This window comes from Actinomadura montaniterrae, from assembly GCF_008923365.1.
Taxonomy (GTDB): domain Bacteria; phylum Actinomycetota; class Actinomycetes; order Streptosporangiales; family Streptosporangiaceae; genus Spirillospora; species Spirillospora montaniterrae.
Genome location: NZ_WBMR01000041.1, coordinates 17,508 through 30,979, shown reverse-complemented (window position 1 = coordinate 30,979; position 13,472 = coordinate 17,508). Strand labels below are relative to the sequence as shown.

The 13,472-nt window shown below is 71.1% G+C and carries 11 protein-coding genes; 5 read left to right on the top strand and 6 right to left on the bottom strand.

The features are described 5' to 3' along the window. Positions 1-81: 81 nt before the first annotated feature. On the bottom strand, positions 82-504 hold the full coding sequence (locus F9B16_RS52705; RefSeq protein WP_225991687.1) for a hypothetical protein: 423 nt from the start codon (positions 502-504) through the stop codon (positions 82-84). A gap of 810 nt (positions 505-1,314) precedes the next feature. Here F9B16_RS52705 and F9B16_RS16835 point away from each other — a divergent pair. After that, positions 1,315-1,677 carry a hypothetical protein gene (locus F9B16_RS16835; protein ID WP_151541024.1) on the top strand — a complete coding sequence of 121 codons (363 nt, stop codon included), beginning with the start codon at positions 1,315-1,317 and terminating at the stop codon, positions 1,675-1,677. Between the two features lie 82 nt (positions 1,678-1,759). Here the strand turns inward: F9B16_RS16835 and F9B16_RS16830 are convergent, their stop codons facing one another. After that, entirely contained in the window at positions 1,760-2,461 is a 702-nt protein-coding gene (locus F9B16_RS16830) for a DUF4386 domain-containing protein (RefSeq protein WP_151541023.1), read from the bottom strand. Between the two features lie 80 nt (positions 2,462-2,541). Here F9B16_RS16830 and F9B16_RS16825 point away from each other — a divergent pair, with 80 nt between their 5' ends. Beyond that, positions 2,542-3,030: a MarR family winged helix-turn-helix transcriptional regulator gene (locus F9B16_RS16825; RefSeq protein WP_151541022.1), complete on the top strand. Its 489-nt coding sequence runs from the start codon at positions 2,542-2,544 to the stop codon at positions 3,028-3,030. A gap of 168 nt (positions 3,031-3,198) precedes the next feature. Here the strand turns inward: F9B16_RS16825 and F9B16_RS16820 are convergent, their stop codons facing one another. From F9B16_RS16820 to F9B16_RS16810, 3 genes are all read right to left on the bottom strand, one after another. Then, positions 3,199-6,003, bottom strand: coding sequence for a vitamin B12-dependent ribonucleotide reductase (locus F9B16_RS16820; RefSeq protein ID WP_151541021.1), 2,805 nt, complete (start codon positions 6,001-6,003; stop codon positions 3,199-3,201). Positions 6,004-6,122: 119 nt separating this feature from the next. Beyond that, positions 6,123-6,596, bottom strand: coding sequence for a transcriptional regulator NrdR (gene nrdR, locus F9B16_RS16815; RefSeq protein WP_151541020.1), 474 nt, complete (start codon positions 6,594-6,596; stop codon positions 6,123-6,125). Positions 6,597-6,846: 250 nt separating this feature from the next. Continuing rightward, positions 6,847-7,200: a LysM peptidoglycan-binding domain-containing protein gene (locus tag F9B16_RS16810; RefSeq protein WP_192808828.1), complete on the bottom strand. Its 354-nt coding sequence runs from the start codon at positions 7,198-7,200 to the stop codon at positions 6,847-6,849. 175 nt (positions 7,201-7,375) lie between these two features. Between F9B16_RS16810 and lexA the strand changes: the two genes are divergently transcribed. Next, complete coding sequence (gene lexA, locus F9B16_RS16805; RefSeq protein ID WP_151541018.1) at positions 7,376-8,074, top strand: transcriptional repressor LexA; 699 nt, start codon at positions 7,376-7,378, stop codon at positions 8,072-8,074. Positions 8,075-8,221: 147 nt separating this feature from the next. Here the strand turns inward: lexA and leuS are convergent, their stop codons facing one another. Beyond that, positions 8,222-10,690, bottom strand: coding sequence for a leucine--tRNA ligase (leuS, locus tag F9B16_RS16800; protein ID WP_151541017.1), 2,469 nt, complete (start codon positions 10,688-10,690; stop codon positions 8,222-8,224). A gap of 358 nt (positions 10,691-11,048) precedes the next feature. On the opposite strand from leuS, the gene F9B16_RS16795 reads away from it, so the two are divergent. Both F9B16_RS16795 and F9B16_RS16790 read left to right on the top strand, forming a co-directional pair. Then, on the top strand, positions 11,049-11,672 hold the full coding sequence (locus F9B16_RS16795) for a lytic polysaccharide monooxygenase auxiliary activity family 9 protein (RefSeq protein ID WP_225991686.1): 624 nt from the start codon (positions 11,049-11,051) through the stop codon (positions 11,670-11,672). Positions 11,673-11,839: 167 nt separating this feature from the next. Then, on the top strand, positions 11,840-13,384 hold the full coding sequence (locus F9B16_RS16790; protein WP_151541016.1) for a long-chain-fatty-acid--CoA ligase: 1,545 nt from the start codon (positions 11,840-11,842) through the stop codon (positions 13,382-13,384). The last annotated feature ends 88 nt before the right edge of the window (positions 13,385-13,472 follow it).

The following is a 13,472-nucleotide window of genomic DNA, read 5'->3' as shown; positions in this document are numbered from 1 at the left end:
GCGACCGCGCCGATCTGGTCCGCGAGGCCCGGCGCGGCCTCGTCGCCGAAGCCGGCGAGCCGGATCCCGTCCGCCGGGGCCTCACCGGATCGCCGCGGTACCCCGGGCCTCCTCTCGCCTGTCGCCGTCCGCGGCGCACATCCGCTTGGCCTCGGCGAGCAGCCGGACCGCGTCGACCTGCACCGGGAGCGTCAGGTGCATCGACGACACCGATCGCGTGCAGCGGACGTACGCGCCGTGCAGGAACGCCGGGAACGCGTCGTCGGCGAACACGTCCCTGGTCGCGTCGCCGCCGGGCCGGACGGTCCGCAGCTGCGCGGTGTGGTCGGCGTCGCTGCACGGGTAATGGCCGACGAGCACGGCCTGGTCGAAGTGCAGGGTGATGCTCCGCTCGCGGACCGGGGACGTCAGGTCCGAATCGATCTCGCTGCGGACGCCGGCGGCGTGCTCCAGCCGTAAGCGGGCCCGCCCTAGGCGCGGTACCCGCGTCCGTTCGAGGACCATGTCCTCCCAGGACGCGTCGGCGACCCGCGCCCCCGGCGAGGCTGAGCACGACGGCGAGCGCGTGCGGCAGCTCGACGTCGAACGCGGTCGGGTGATCGCTCGCGGCGATGCTGCGGGTGAACCGCGGCTTGTTCTGGACGACGCGGATCCGCCGCAGTGCACCGAACTCGCCCGCGGTGACCGCCGCCCGGAGCCGCCGGGTGAGGCCGCTGTCGAGCCAGTGCGTGGCGACCGTGACGTCCAGCCCCCAGCGGCGCCGGATCCGGGCCACCTCCGCCAGTCCCGGCAGGTCCACGGCCAGCGGCTTCTCCACGATGATCTTGCGGTAGCCGAGCCCGGCCGGCCGGTCCAGCAGCGCGGCGCGGACCTGCGGAGGCGTGCACAGGTGCGCCACCGTCCGCGCGGGCGGGCAGCACCGGGCCGCCTCCTCCAGCGACTCCGCCCGCACCAGCCCGGGCACGTCGGCCGGCGGGCCGAGCGGGTCGACCGCGACGATCGGCGCGCGGGCCAGCAGCCCGGGCGCGGCGGCGCGCACCTTGACCAGCGACGGCAGGTGCAGGCCCTGCCCCTCCCGACGATGAGCGTATGCAACATGGCAGGTCAAAGCCCTTTCCGGCGCGCACGCGGGAGGCGGTTCAGGCGACCGAGAACAGGCCTTCCTGACAGCGAGTCAAGCTAATTGCCGCGCGTCAGAGGCCGACGCCCGACGAACATTGAACACTAAGGGTGACAAGGAACTTGCTCAGCGTTATGCAACCGCGCGAGCCGGGCATCATCGCCGCGTTCCCCACTCGACTCACGAGGAGCCGCATGCCCATCCCCTCACGTCTGGCCACCTGCGCCACCGCGATCACAGCAGCACTTCTCGCCGCGTCGGCGGCACCCGCCGCCAAGGCGCAGGAACGGGCCGCACCACCGGACGGCAAGATCATCGTCTTCGTCAGCGAGGGCGCGCAGATCTCCTGGGCCGGCACCCGGCTGAAGGAATATCCGCCCTCGCCGAACTGCCAATCCTTCCCGCCCGGCGCGCACGTCGCCGTGAACGACGGCACCGCCCGCCTGCTGTTCTGCTCCGACCCGTTCTGCACCGTCCCCGTACCGCCGCCGTTCACTTGCATCGCCCCCGGTTACGGCGCACACGTCTCCCCCACCGGCGGTTTCCGGACCGGCTGACGGCACGAACGGAAAACCGGCGGTGGACTCGTCCGCCGCCGGTTTTCCTGGCACGTCCGCATCGGGCGCGGGAATCGCACACTCACTCCGCCGCGGCGCCGTCCCGGGACCGCACCTCGTGGCGGGTGCGCGGCATCATCACGGCGGCGGCGATCAGCCACAGCAGCCCGCCGAACCGGACGACCGGGACCAGGAAGGCGAACCCGGAGCCCACCAGCGTGAGCGTCCCGGCCATACCCGCAAGGGCGATCGCCAGCCCGATCCAGCACATCGGCCGCGGCAGCAGCCGGGCGAGCAGGCCCGTCACCGACAGGCCCGCGACGAGCAGGGCGAACGTCGCCGCGTAGGCGGGACCGCCGGACAGGAACGACAGGTCCGCGAGCGCCCGCGCCAGCGCCGGGCTCGCGTCCGCGGGGAGCCGTCCGCCGGCCCAGCCGAACATCGCGCTGAGCGCGAGCATGCCGGCCGCGAGGATCCCGCCGGCCAGGGTGATCGCCGAGCCCGGCGCGGTGATGCCCAGCGCGCGCAGCCGCCGGTAGAGCACGCCGGCGGCCACCGTGAGCGGGAACGCCGAGCCGAGGAGCAGGAAGGTCCCGGCCTTGATGGCGGTCCCGTGGTCCTGGGCGTACCGCAGCACCTCGGCGCCGGACGCGTCCGGATGCGGCGTGGACCGGTTGGCCGCCACGTAGGCGATGGTCAGCGCGGTGAAGGCGAGGACGGGCACCAGCAGCGGCGGCCCGGACTGCGGGCGGCGGCCGGCCCGCGCGGCGGTCTGCGTGTTCATGTTCTCTCCCTCTCGACGAACCGTATACATTTGATAATGATTACAAGATGGAACGATTGTCAAGAGGCTACGATGTCGCCATGACCGCGAGCCCACCCACGCCCCGGCCGGGCGTCGCCTTCCTGCTGGCCCAGCTCGGGGCGCACGCCGCCGGCCTGTTCGCCGAGCGGATCGCCGGCCTGGACCTGACGCCCGCGCAGGCTGGGCTGCTGCGCATGCTCGCGGCCACCCCCGGCCGCAGCCAGCGCGAGTTCGCCGACCACCTCGGCATGCCGCCGAGCCGGTTCGTCCCGTTCGCCGACGAGCTCGAGGAGCGCGGCCTCATCGAACGCCGCAGGAACGCGAGCGACCGCCGCGTCTACGCGCTGCACCTCACCGAGAAGGGCGAGGCCCTACTCGCCGAACTCGCCCAGGCGGGCATGGCGCACGAACGGCTGCTCTGCGAGGCCCTCACCGACGAGGAGCACGACCGCCTCCTCGCCCTGCTCCGCCGCATGGCCGACCAACAAGGCCTGCGCCCCGACGTCCACCCCGGCTACCGCACCCTCCGCCCCAAACCCAAACCCTGACCCCCAGCACACAGAAAGGGGATCCGGAACCCCGGATCCCCTCACAACACACCCTCAACCAACCGCCGCCCCAACAGCGCCAAGGCAGACCTCTACTGCCGAACGCCGAAGCGGGGGACCCGGCACACGCCGAATCCCCCGCCTCAGTTGGTCAGGCCGTGGTCGGTGTCAGCTGCAGCCGCTGGTGGAGCCGCAGCCTTCGCAGACGTAGCAGCTGCCCGCCGGGCGCATCTTGGTGCCGCAGGTGAGGCAGAGCGGCGCGTCGGCGGTGCGGCCCTGGCGGCTCTCGATGACCTCCATCGACGAGCGCGCCTCGGGCGCGGGCGCCGGGACCGCCGGACGGGTGATCTCCGCCGACTGGGCGAGGGTCTCGTGCTCGATCTCCTCCTCGGCGTGCAGGGTCGCCGGGTCCTCCCCGTTGGCCTGCATCGCGCGCTCCTCGGCGGTGAAGATGCCGAGGCCCGCGCGCTCGTCGTAGGGCAGGTGGTCCAGCGCCAGGCGGCGGAAGATGTAGTCCATCACCGAGGTGGCCATGCGGATGTCGGGGTCGTCGGTCATCCCGGCGGGCTCGAACCGCATGTTGGTGAACTTCTCCACCCAGGTCTCCAGCGGCACGCCGTACTGGAGGCTGATGGAGATCGCCATGGAGAAGGCGTCCATCACGCCGGCGAGGGTGGAGCCCTGCTTGCCGAGCTTGAGGAACACCTCGCCGAGACCGTCGTCCGGGTAGGACGAGGCGGTCATGTAGCCCTCGGCGCCCGCGACGGAGAACCGGGTGACGGTCGCGGGCCGCTGCTTCGGCAGCCGCTTGCGGACGGGCCGCACCTCGACCGGGGCCGCCTCCGCCTTCGACTCCTCCTTCTTGCCGGCGGCCGACAGCGGCTGGCCGACCTTGCAGTTGTCGCGGTAGATCGCCAGGGCCTTCAGGCCGAGCCGCCAGCCCTCGAAGTACACCTTCTCGATGTCCTCGACGGTGGCCTGCTCCGGCATGTTGACGGTCTTGGAGATCGCGCCGGACAGGAACGGCTGCGTCGCCGCCATCATCCGGACGTGCCCCATCGGGCTGATCGCCCGCTCGCCCATCGCGCAGTCGAACACCTCGTAGTGCTCGGGCCGCAGCCCGGGCGCGTCCACGACGTGGCCGTTCTCGCCGATGTACTCGACGATCGCCTCGATCTGCTCCTGCTGGTAGCCGAGCTTGCGCAGGGCGCGCGGCACCGTCTGGTTGACGATCTGCATCGAGCCGCCGCCGACGAGCTTCTTGAACTTCATCAGCGCGAGGTCGGGCTCGATGCCGGTGGTGTCGCAGTCCATCATCAGGCCGATGGTGCCGGTCGGGGCCAGCAGCGACGCCTGCGCGTTGCGGTAGCCGTGCTTCTCGCCGGCCTTCAGGCACTCCTGCCACTGCTTGGCGGCGGCGGCGTGGATCGCCTTGTCCATGTCGTCGAGGGTGCGGATGTCGTCGTTCGCGGCGGCGTGCTTGCGCATGACGCGCTTGTGGCCCTCGGCGTTGCGCGCGTAGCCCGCGTACGGGCCGACGACGCCGGCGATCTCGGCGGAGCGGCGGTAGGCGACGCCGGTCATCAGCGAGGTGATGGCCGCGGCGAGGGACCGGCCGCCCTCGGAGTCGTAGGCGTGGCCGGTCGCCATCAGCAGCGCGCCCAGGTTGGCGTAGCCGATGCCGAGCTGCCGGTAGTCGCGGGTGGTCTGCGCGATCTTCTCGGTCGGGAAGTCGGCGAAGGTGATGGAGATGTCCATCGCGGTGATGATCAGCTCGGTGAGCTTGACGAACTTCGCGACGTCGAAGGTCCCCTCGTCGGTGAGGAACTTCAGCAGGTTGATGCTGGCGAGGTTGCAGGACGAGTTGTCCAGCGACATGTACTCCGAGCACGGGTTGGACGCGGTGATCCGGCCCGACTCGGGGTTGGTGTGCCAGTCGTTGATCGTGTCGTCGTACTGGATGCCGGGGTCGGCGCACTCCCAGGCGGCCTGGGCCATCAGCCGGAACAGCTCCTTGGCCTTGATCGTCTCGACGACCTCGCCGGTCATCCGGGCGCGCAGCCCGAACTCGCCGTCGGACTCGACGGCGTGCATGAACTCGTCGGAGACCCGGACGGAGTTGTTGGCGTTCTGGTACTGGACGCTGCCGATGTCCTTGCCGCCGAGGTCCATGTCGAACCCGGCGTCCCGCAGCGCGCGGATCTTGTCCTCCTCGCGCGCCTTGGTCTCGATGAACTCGGCGATGTCGGGGTGGTCGACGTCGAGCACGACCATCTTCGCGGCGCGGCGGGTGGCGCCGCCCGACTTGATCGTCCCGGCGGACGCGTCGGCGCCGCGCATGAACGACACGGGGCCGCTGGCGGTGCCGCCGGACGACAGCAGCTCCTTGCTGGAGCGGATGCGGGACAGGTTCAGGCCGGCGCCGGAGCCGCCCTTGAAGATCACGCCCTCTTCCTTGTACCAGTCCAGGATCGACTCCATCGTGTCGTCCACGGACAGGATGAAGCAGGCCGACACCTGCTGCGGCGACTTGGTGCCGACGTTGAACCAGACCGGCGAGTTGAAGCTGAACAGCTGGTGGACCAGCGCGTACTTCAGCTCGTGGTCGAAGACCTCGGCGTCCTGCTCGGAGGCGAAGTAGCCGTTCTCGAGGCCGGTCCGGACGTACACGCCGACGACGCGGTCGACGAGCTGCTTGAGGCTCCACTCGCGCTGCGGCGTGCCGACCGCGCCGCGGAAGTACTTGGACGTGACGATGTTGACGGCGTTCAGCGACCAGAAGTCGGGGAACTCCACACCGCGCTGCTCGAAGTTGACCGAGCCGTCGCGCCAGTTGGTCATGACGACGTCGCGGCGTTCCCAGCGCAGCTCGTCGTAGGGGTGGACGCCGGGCGTGGTGAAGATCCGCTCCACCTTCAGCCCCTTGCGGCCCCCCTTGCCGCGCCGTGCCGGGCCGCTGACCGTCTCCGTCATGACTTCCCCCTCCCGGGCCCTCCCGCCGGGCCCTGTACAGGAACAACTCCGCCGCCGCCCGGGCCATGCCCGTGCGGAGGCGCCTTCACAATGTGCTTCTCGTATTTCCGGAACCGCCCCTACCGGGGCGGGCCGGGCTCCCCCGAGGAACCGGCCTTCCGCAGCGCTTCGATCTCCTTGGCGAAGTCGTCCAGCGACTCGAAGCTCCGGTAGACCGAGGCGAATCGCAGATAGGCGACCTCATCGAGTTCACGAAGGGGCCCCAGGATCGCGAGGCCGACCTCGTGCGAGGGGATTTCCGCGGATCCGGACGATCTGATCGCCTCTTCGACCCGCTGCCCCAGCTTCGCGAGCGCATCCTCGTCCACCGGGCGGCCCTGGCAGGCCCTGCGCACCCCGGCGATGATCTTTTCCCGGGAGAACGGCTCGGTGACCCCGCTGCGCTTGGCCACCATCACGAGCACATTCTCCTGCGTGGTGAATCGCTTGCCGCATTCCGCGCACGCGCGGCGGCGCCGAATGGCGCTGCCGTCGTCGGTGGAACGGCTGTCGATCACTTTGGTGTCAGGGTTGCGGCAGAACGGGCAGTGCACGCGCTATCCCTCCCCTGACGGAAACGAGTCACCCCGACTGCACGCCATATATAGGTGACTTACATCAGTGTGACTACTAGATGTTGTGGTCAACCGTACGGCTCGGCGGACGGCTGCGCAACCTGATCCGGGGCCTCGGGAGGGGACCCGCGTCACATCCGCCACGTAGATCCAGGTCACGCCGGACGATCAGGTTCCCGGTCCCGGGCGTGTCGCCGCGGACGTCCGGACGAGGGCGCCGGGGAGGGGTTCAGCCGGGCAGGACGAGCCGCTGGCCGGGCTGTACCGTGGGGTCGCCGCCCATCCCGTTGAGGTCGATGATCCGCTGGACGGTGACGCGCGGGTCGGCGCCGGGGTCACAGTCCGTGGCGATGCGCCAGAGCGTGTCGCCGGGCTCGACGACGGCGGTCCGGACGTGCCCGGAGCGCCCGTGGTGGTCGGCGCGGCCGCCGGCGAAGGCGCCGGTGCCGCCGTCCAGCCAGAGGGCGGCGAGCGTGACGGCGGCGGCGATGAGCACCAGGACGGCGCGCCCGCGCCGGGTCAGCCGGATCGGGGCGCGCTCGGGCCGCAGCGGAACGCGTTCACCGGACGGCGAATCGGGCATCTCCACCCTCCTCGACTTCGAATGAATTTTCGATCGAACGCCTGTACGATGTTGTACCGCAGCCCACCCGCGAAACGCGAGCACATCTTCGAACAATTGTTTGATCATTTCGTCCGGACGCGATAGCGTTCATGACAAGGAGTGACGGATCGAGGCGCCCGGGAGGCGACGAGCGATGAGCAAGGTCCGGGAGCTGCCCGACGGGCCCATGGACGAGACGGGCCTGACCCAGCGGCAGCGCATGGTGCTGGAGGTGATCCGCGACTCGGTCCAGCGCCGGGGGTACCCGCCCTCGATGCGCGAGATCGGCGAGGCGGTCGGCCTGACCAGCACCTCCAGCGTGTCGCACCAGCTCCGGGCCCTGCAGCGCAAGGGGTACCTGCGGCGCGACCCGAACCGCCCGCGCGCGGTCGAGGTCCGCGTCCCCGGCGCGACGCCGGTGCGCACCGAGCCCGACTCCTACGAGGCCGTGGGCGGCCAGGAGACCTCGACGCGGCCCGCGCCCGCCTACGTGCCGCTCGTCGGCCGGATCGCCGCCGGTGGCCCGATCCTGGCCGAGGAGGCCGTGGAGGACGTGTTCACGCTGCCCAAGCAGCTCGTCGGCGAGGGCACGCACTTCCTGCTGAAGGTCACCGGCGACTCGATGATCGAGGCCGCGATCGCGGACGGCGACTGGGTCGTGGTGCGCCAGCAGCCGGTCGCCGAGCAGGGCGACATCGTCGCCGCCATGATCGACGGCGAGGCCACGGTGAAGACGTTCAAGCGCAAGGACGGCCACATCTGGCTGATGCCGCAGAACCCGGCCTACGAGCCGATCCCCGGCGACGAGGCGTCCGTGCTCGGGCGCGTCGTGGCGGTCCTGCGCAAGATGTAACGCGCGGCAGGAGCAGCGCGCCGCAGGTGCGGCGGCGCGGCCCCGCTGTGACACGCGCGCGGCCCGCTGGGGGCGCGCGAGCGATGCTGAGAGGCGGCCGCGGGAGACGATCCCCGCGGCCGCCTCAGCGCGCCGTCGAACCGTCCGCTAGCGCTTCGGGACGATGTTCACGATCTTCGGCGCCCGGACGATGATCTTGGCGATCTCCGCGCCGCCCAGCGCGTCCTGGACCTTGCCGGAGGCCAGCGCCAGCCGCTCCAGCTCCTCGGCGGCGATGCCGGGCGGCACGTCCAGCCGGTCGCGGACCTTGCCGGCGACCTGCACGACGCACGTCACCGACTCCTCCACCAGCAGCGCCGGGTCGGCCTGCGGCCAGCCCGCGCGGATCACCGGCGCGGTGCGTCCCAGCAGCTCCCATGCCTCGTCGGCGGTGTAGGGGGCGAACAGCGACAGCAGCACCGCGATCGCCTCGGCGGCCTCGCGGACGGCCGGGTCGGCGGCGCCGGGCCCGGAGTCGATCGCCCGGCGGGTCGCGGTGACCAGCTCCATGATCCGCGCGATCGCCACGTTGAACCGCTGCGTCTCGACCATCTTCGTGGCCTCGTCGACGGTGCGGGCGGTGGCGCGGCGCAGCTCGGTGTCGCCGGACGCCGGGTCGGCGCCGGGCGCGGAGGACACCTCGGACGCGATGCGGTGCACCCGGGTCAGGAACTTCGACATGCCGTGCGGCGACACGTCGGCCCAGTCGATGTCGTCCTCCGGCGGGCCGGAGAACAGCATCGCCAGCCGGACCACGTCCACGCCGAACTCGCCGATCTGGTCGCCCAGGTCGACCAGGTTGCCGGTCGACTTCGACATCCCGCTGCCGTTCAGGATCACCTGGCCCTGGTTCAGCAGCCGGGTGAACGGCTCGGTGAAGTCGACCATGCCCATGTCGTACAGGACCTTGGTGAAGAACCGGCTGTACAGCAGGTGCAGGATGGCGTGCTCGACGCCGCCGGTGTACTGGTCGACCGGCATCCACCGGCGGACCTGCTCGACGTCGAACGGGCCGTCCTCGTACCCCGGCGAGCAGTACCGGAAGTAGTACCAGGACGAGTCGACGAAGGTGTCCATGGTGTCGGTGTCGCGCCGGGCGGCGCCGCCGCACTTCGGGCAGTCCACGGTCACCCAGTCGGACGCGGCGGCCAGCGGCGAGGTGCCCTTGGGCGCCAGGTCGGCGCCGCGCAGGTTCTCCGGCAGCCGGACGGGCAGCTGGTCGTCGGGGACGGGGACCTCGCCGCACGCCTCGCAGTGCACGATCGGGATCGGGCAGCCCCAGAAGCGCTGCCGGGACACCAGCCAGTCGCGCAGCCGGAAGTTGACGGAGGCGCGTCCGGTTCCGCGCTCGTCCAGCACCTCGATGATGCGGGCGATGCCGTCGGCCTTGCCCATCCCGTCGATCGGGCCGGAGTTGACCAGCCGGCCGTCGCCGGGGGTGGCGATGCCGGTCTCGGCGGGGTCGGGCAGGCCGGTCTCCACCACGACGCGGACGGGCAGGCCGAACTTCAACGCGAAGTCCAGGTCGCGCTGGTCGTGCGCGGGCACCGCCATGATCGCGCCGTGCCCGTACTCGGCCAGCACGTAGTCCGACGCCCAGACCGGCAGCCGCTCGCCGTTGACCGGGTTGACCGCGTAGCGGCCCAGGAACACGCCGGTCTTCTCGCGCTCGGTGGACAGCCGCTCGATCTCGCTCTCCCGGGAGACCTCCTCGCGGTAGGCCTCGAACGCGGCCCGCTGGTCGGGGTGGCAGATCTCCTCGGCCAGCGCGGCGTCGGCGGCGACGACCATGAACGTGGCGCCGAACAGGGTGTCGGGACGGGTGGTGTAGACGGTGACGGGCTCGTCCCGGCCCTCGATCACGAAGTCGACGTCGGCGCCGGTGGAGCGGCCGATCCAGTTGCGCTGCATCAGCAGGACGCGCTCGGGCCACTTGCCCTCCAGCTGCGCCATGTCGTCCAGCAGCCGGTCCGCGTAGTCGGTGATCTTGAAGTACCACTGGGTCAGCACGCGCTTCTCGACCAGCGCGCCGCACCGCTCGCAGTGCCCGCCGACGACCTGCTCGTTCGCCAGGACGGTCTGGTCCTTCGGGCACCAGTTGACGTGGCCGCCCTTGCGGTAGGCCAGGCCCCGCTCGTAGAAGCGCAGGAACAGCCACTGCGTCCACTTGTAGTACTCGGGGTCGGAGGTGTGCAGGCGGCGGGACCAGTCGAAGGACGGGGCGTAGCGGTGGAACGAGGCGGCCTGCGTCTCGATGTTGGCGTACGTCCACTCGGCGGGGTGCGAGTCGCGCTTGATCGCGGCGTTCTCGGCGGGCAGGCCGAAGGAGTCCCAGCCGATGGGGTGCAGGACGTTGTGGCCGCGCTGGAACCAGTAGCGGGCGACGACGTCGCCGATGGCGAACGCCTCGGCGTGGCCCATGTGCAGGTCACCGCTGGGGTAGGGGAACATGTCCAGCGCGTAGCGCCGCTCGCGGCCGTCGTCCTTGTCCTCGGCCGTGAAGGGGTCGAGCTCCGCCCAGCGGGCCTGCCACTTGTCCTGAACCGCCCGTGGGTCGTACTGCTCGTCGCTGCTCACGCTTCCGCTCCGGTCTCCATCTGGGGTTCACAGGGCCAACGGGCCGTCCGTCACATGAAACGACCCCTCGCGAAGGAGGGGCCACCACGTCGACGTCTATGCGTCAACGTGGTCGTTGAAGGAGCAGCCTGGCTGACATACATCAAGAGTAGCGCAACCGCAAGCCTTCACGCGGTGCCTATAGGGCGCGCGGAGGGGTCGGGCGCTCGGGGCGGGAGGGGGTTGACGCGCGGGACGGGATCGTCGATGCTCTCATTCAAAAGGAAAGTTTCCTATTAGAAGCGGACGGGCGCTCCTACCCGCCCGCCTCGTGAGCGGCTGCCGACTCCGACCCACCCCCCGCCAAGGAGGATCGCGTATGCCCCGCCGATTCCGCATGCCCGCCATGCCCGGCATGCCCCGCAAGAGGACCCTCGCCGTCGCCGCCGCCGTGGGCGCCGGCGCCTCGCTCCTCACCGCGGCTCCCGCGCTCGCGCACGGCTACACCAGCAACCCGCCCAGCCGGGCGCTCCTGTGCAAGCAGGGCGCGGTGCAGAACTGCGGCCCCATCCAGTGGGAGCCGCAGAGCACGGAAGGCCCCAAGGGCTTCCCCCAGTCCGGCCCCGCGGACGGGACGATCTGCGCGGCCGGCGACAGCCGCTGGGCCCCGCTCGACGACCCGCGCGGCGGCACCTGGCCCGCGACGAAGGTGTCCAGCGGGCCGTACACCTTCACTTGGCATCTCACCGCCGCGCACGCCACCACCTCGTTCCGCTACTTCATCACCAAGGACGGCTGGAACCCCGCCCAGCCGCTCACGCGCGCGCAGCTCGACCTGACGCCGTTCCTGCAGGTGAACTACGGCGGCCAGCGCCCGCCGTACGACGTCGGCCACAGCGGCTCGCTCCCCGCCAAGCACGGCCGGCACATGATCCTCGCGGTGTGGGACATCGCCGACACCGGCAACGCCTTCTACCAGTGCTCGGACGTGGACTTCGGCTGATCTCCGCGGCGGCCGGACGGCCGTGACCGACCACCCCCCGGCGGGCCGCCCCGCTCCAGGCGGCCCGCCCCCAGGCGGCCGGGTGGGACCCCGCGTCCCACCTGGCCACCTGGTCATAGACTCCTCGGTAACCAACCGGCCGGTCACCGTTCCGCGCGAGGAGTGCCATGCTCAACCTGTCCGTGCTGCTGGAGGACGCCGCCAGGGAGACGCCCGACCGCGACGCCGTGGTCTTCGGCGACCTGCGGCTCTCCTACTCCTTCGTCGACGCGGTCGCGAACCAGGTCGCGAACCTGCTGCGGTCGCGCGGCGTCCGCCCCGGCGACAAGGTGGCGCTGTCCAGCCCGAACCTGCCGTACTTCCCGATGGTGTACTTCGGGGCGCTCAAGGCCGGCGCGGTGGTCGTCCCGCTGAACGTGCTGCTCAAGCCGCGCGAGATCGGCTACCACCTGAGCGACTCCGACGCGAAGGCGTTCTTCTGCTTCGAGGGGACGCCGCAGCTGCCGCTCGGCGAGACCGGGCACGCCGGGTTCCAGCAGGCCGAGGGCTGCGAGCACTTCTTCCTGCTGCCCGCGAACCCCGCCGCGGCCGAGTCGCCGATCGAGGGCGCCGAGCTGTTCTGGGCGGCGCTCGCCGGGCAGCCCGACACCTTCGACACCGAGCGGACCGAGGGCACCGACACCGCGGTGATCATCTACACCAGCGGGACGACCGGGCAGCCGAAGGGCGCCGAGCTCACGCACGGCAACCTGCTGATGAACGCGATGGTGGACGACACGCTGTTCGCGCGGACGCTGCACGACACGTCGCTGGTGACGCTGCCGCTGTTCCACATCTTCGGGCAGACGTGCGTGATGAACGTCGGGTTCTACCGGCGCGGGACGCTCGTCATGCAGCCGCGGTTCGACGCCAAGGAGGCGGTCGAGCTGATGGTGAAGGAGAAGGTGACCATCTTCGCCGGCGTCCCGACCATGTACTGGGCGCTGCTGAGCGACGACACCTCCGCCGAGGACGTCGCGGCGATCCGGGAGAACCTGCGGGTCGCGGTGTCCGGCGGCGCGGCGCTGCCGATGGAGGTCATCAAGGGCGTCCGGGACAAGTTCGGGATGAACGTCCTGGAGGGCTACGGGCTGTCGGAGACGTCGCCGGTGTGCTCGTTCAACCGGCCCGACCGGCCGACGAAGCCGGGCTCGATCGGGCTGCCGGTCTGGGGCGTGGAGATGAAGCTCGTCAACGACGAGTGGAAGGACGTCGAGGGCGAGGGGCCCGGCGAGATCGCCGTGCGCGGCCACAACATCATGAAGGGCTACTACAACCGGCCCGAGGCGACCGCCGAGGCGATCAAGGACGGCTGGTTCCGCACCGGCGACGTGGCCCGCCGCGACGAGGACGGCTACTACTACATCATCGACCGCTCCAAGGACATGATCATCCGGGGCGGCTACAACGTGTACCCGCGGGAGCTGGAGGAGGTCCTCATGACCCATCCGGACGTCTCGCTGGCCGCCGTGGTGGGCGTCCCGCACCCGAGCCACGGCGAGGAGGTCAAGGCGTACATCATCCGCAAGCCGGGCGCCGCGGTCACCGAGGACGAGCTGATCGCCTGGGGCAAGGAGCAGTTCGCCAACTACAAGTACCCCCGGATCGTGGAGTTCCGCGACGAGCTCCCGATGACCGCCACCGGCAAGATCCTCAAGCGCGAGCTCCGCTAGCCGGACGCGCTGGCGTGGGGGGGGGCGGGGGTGGGTGGGGGGGGGGGACGAGGGCGGGCCGCCCCCCGCCGCCGCGGGCGGCCGGGGG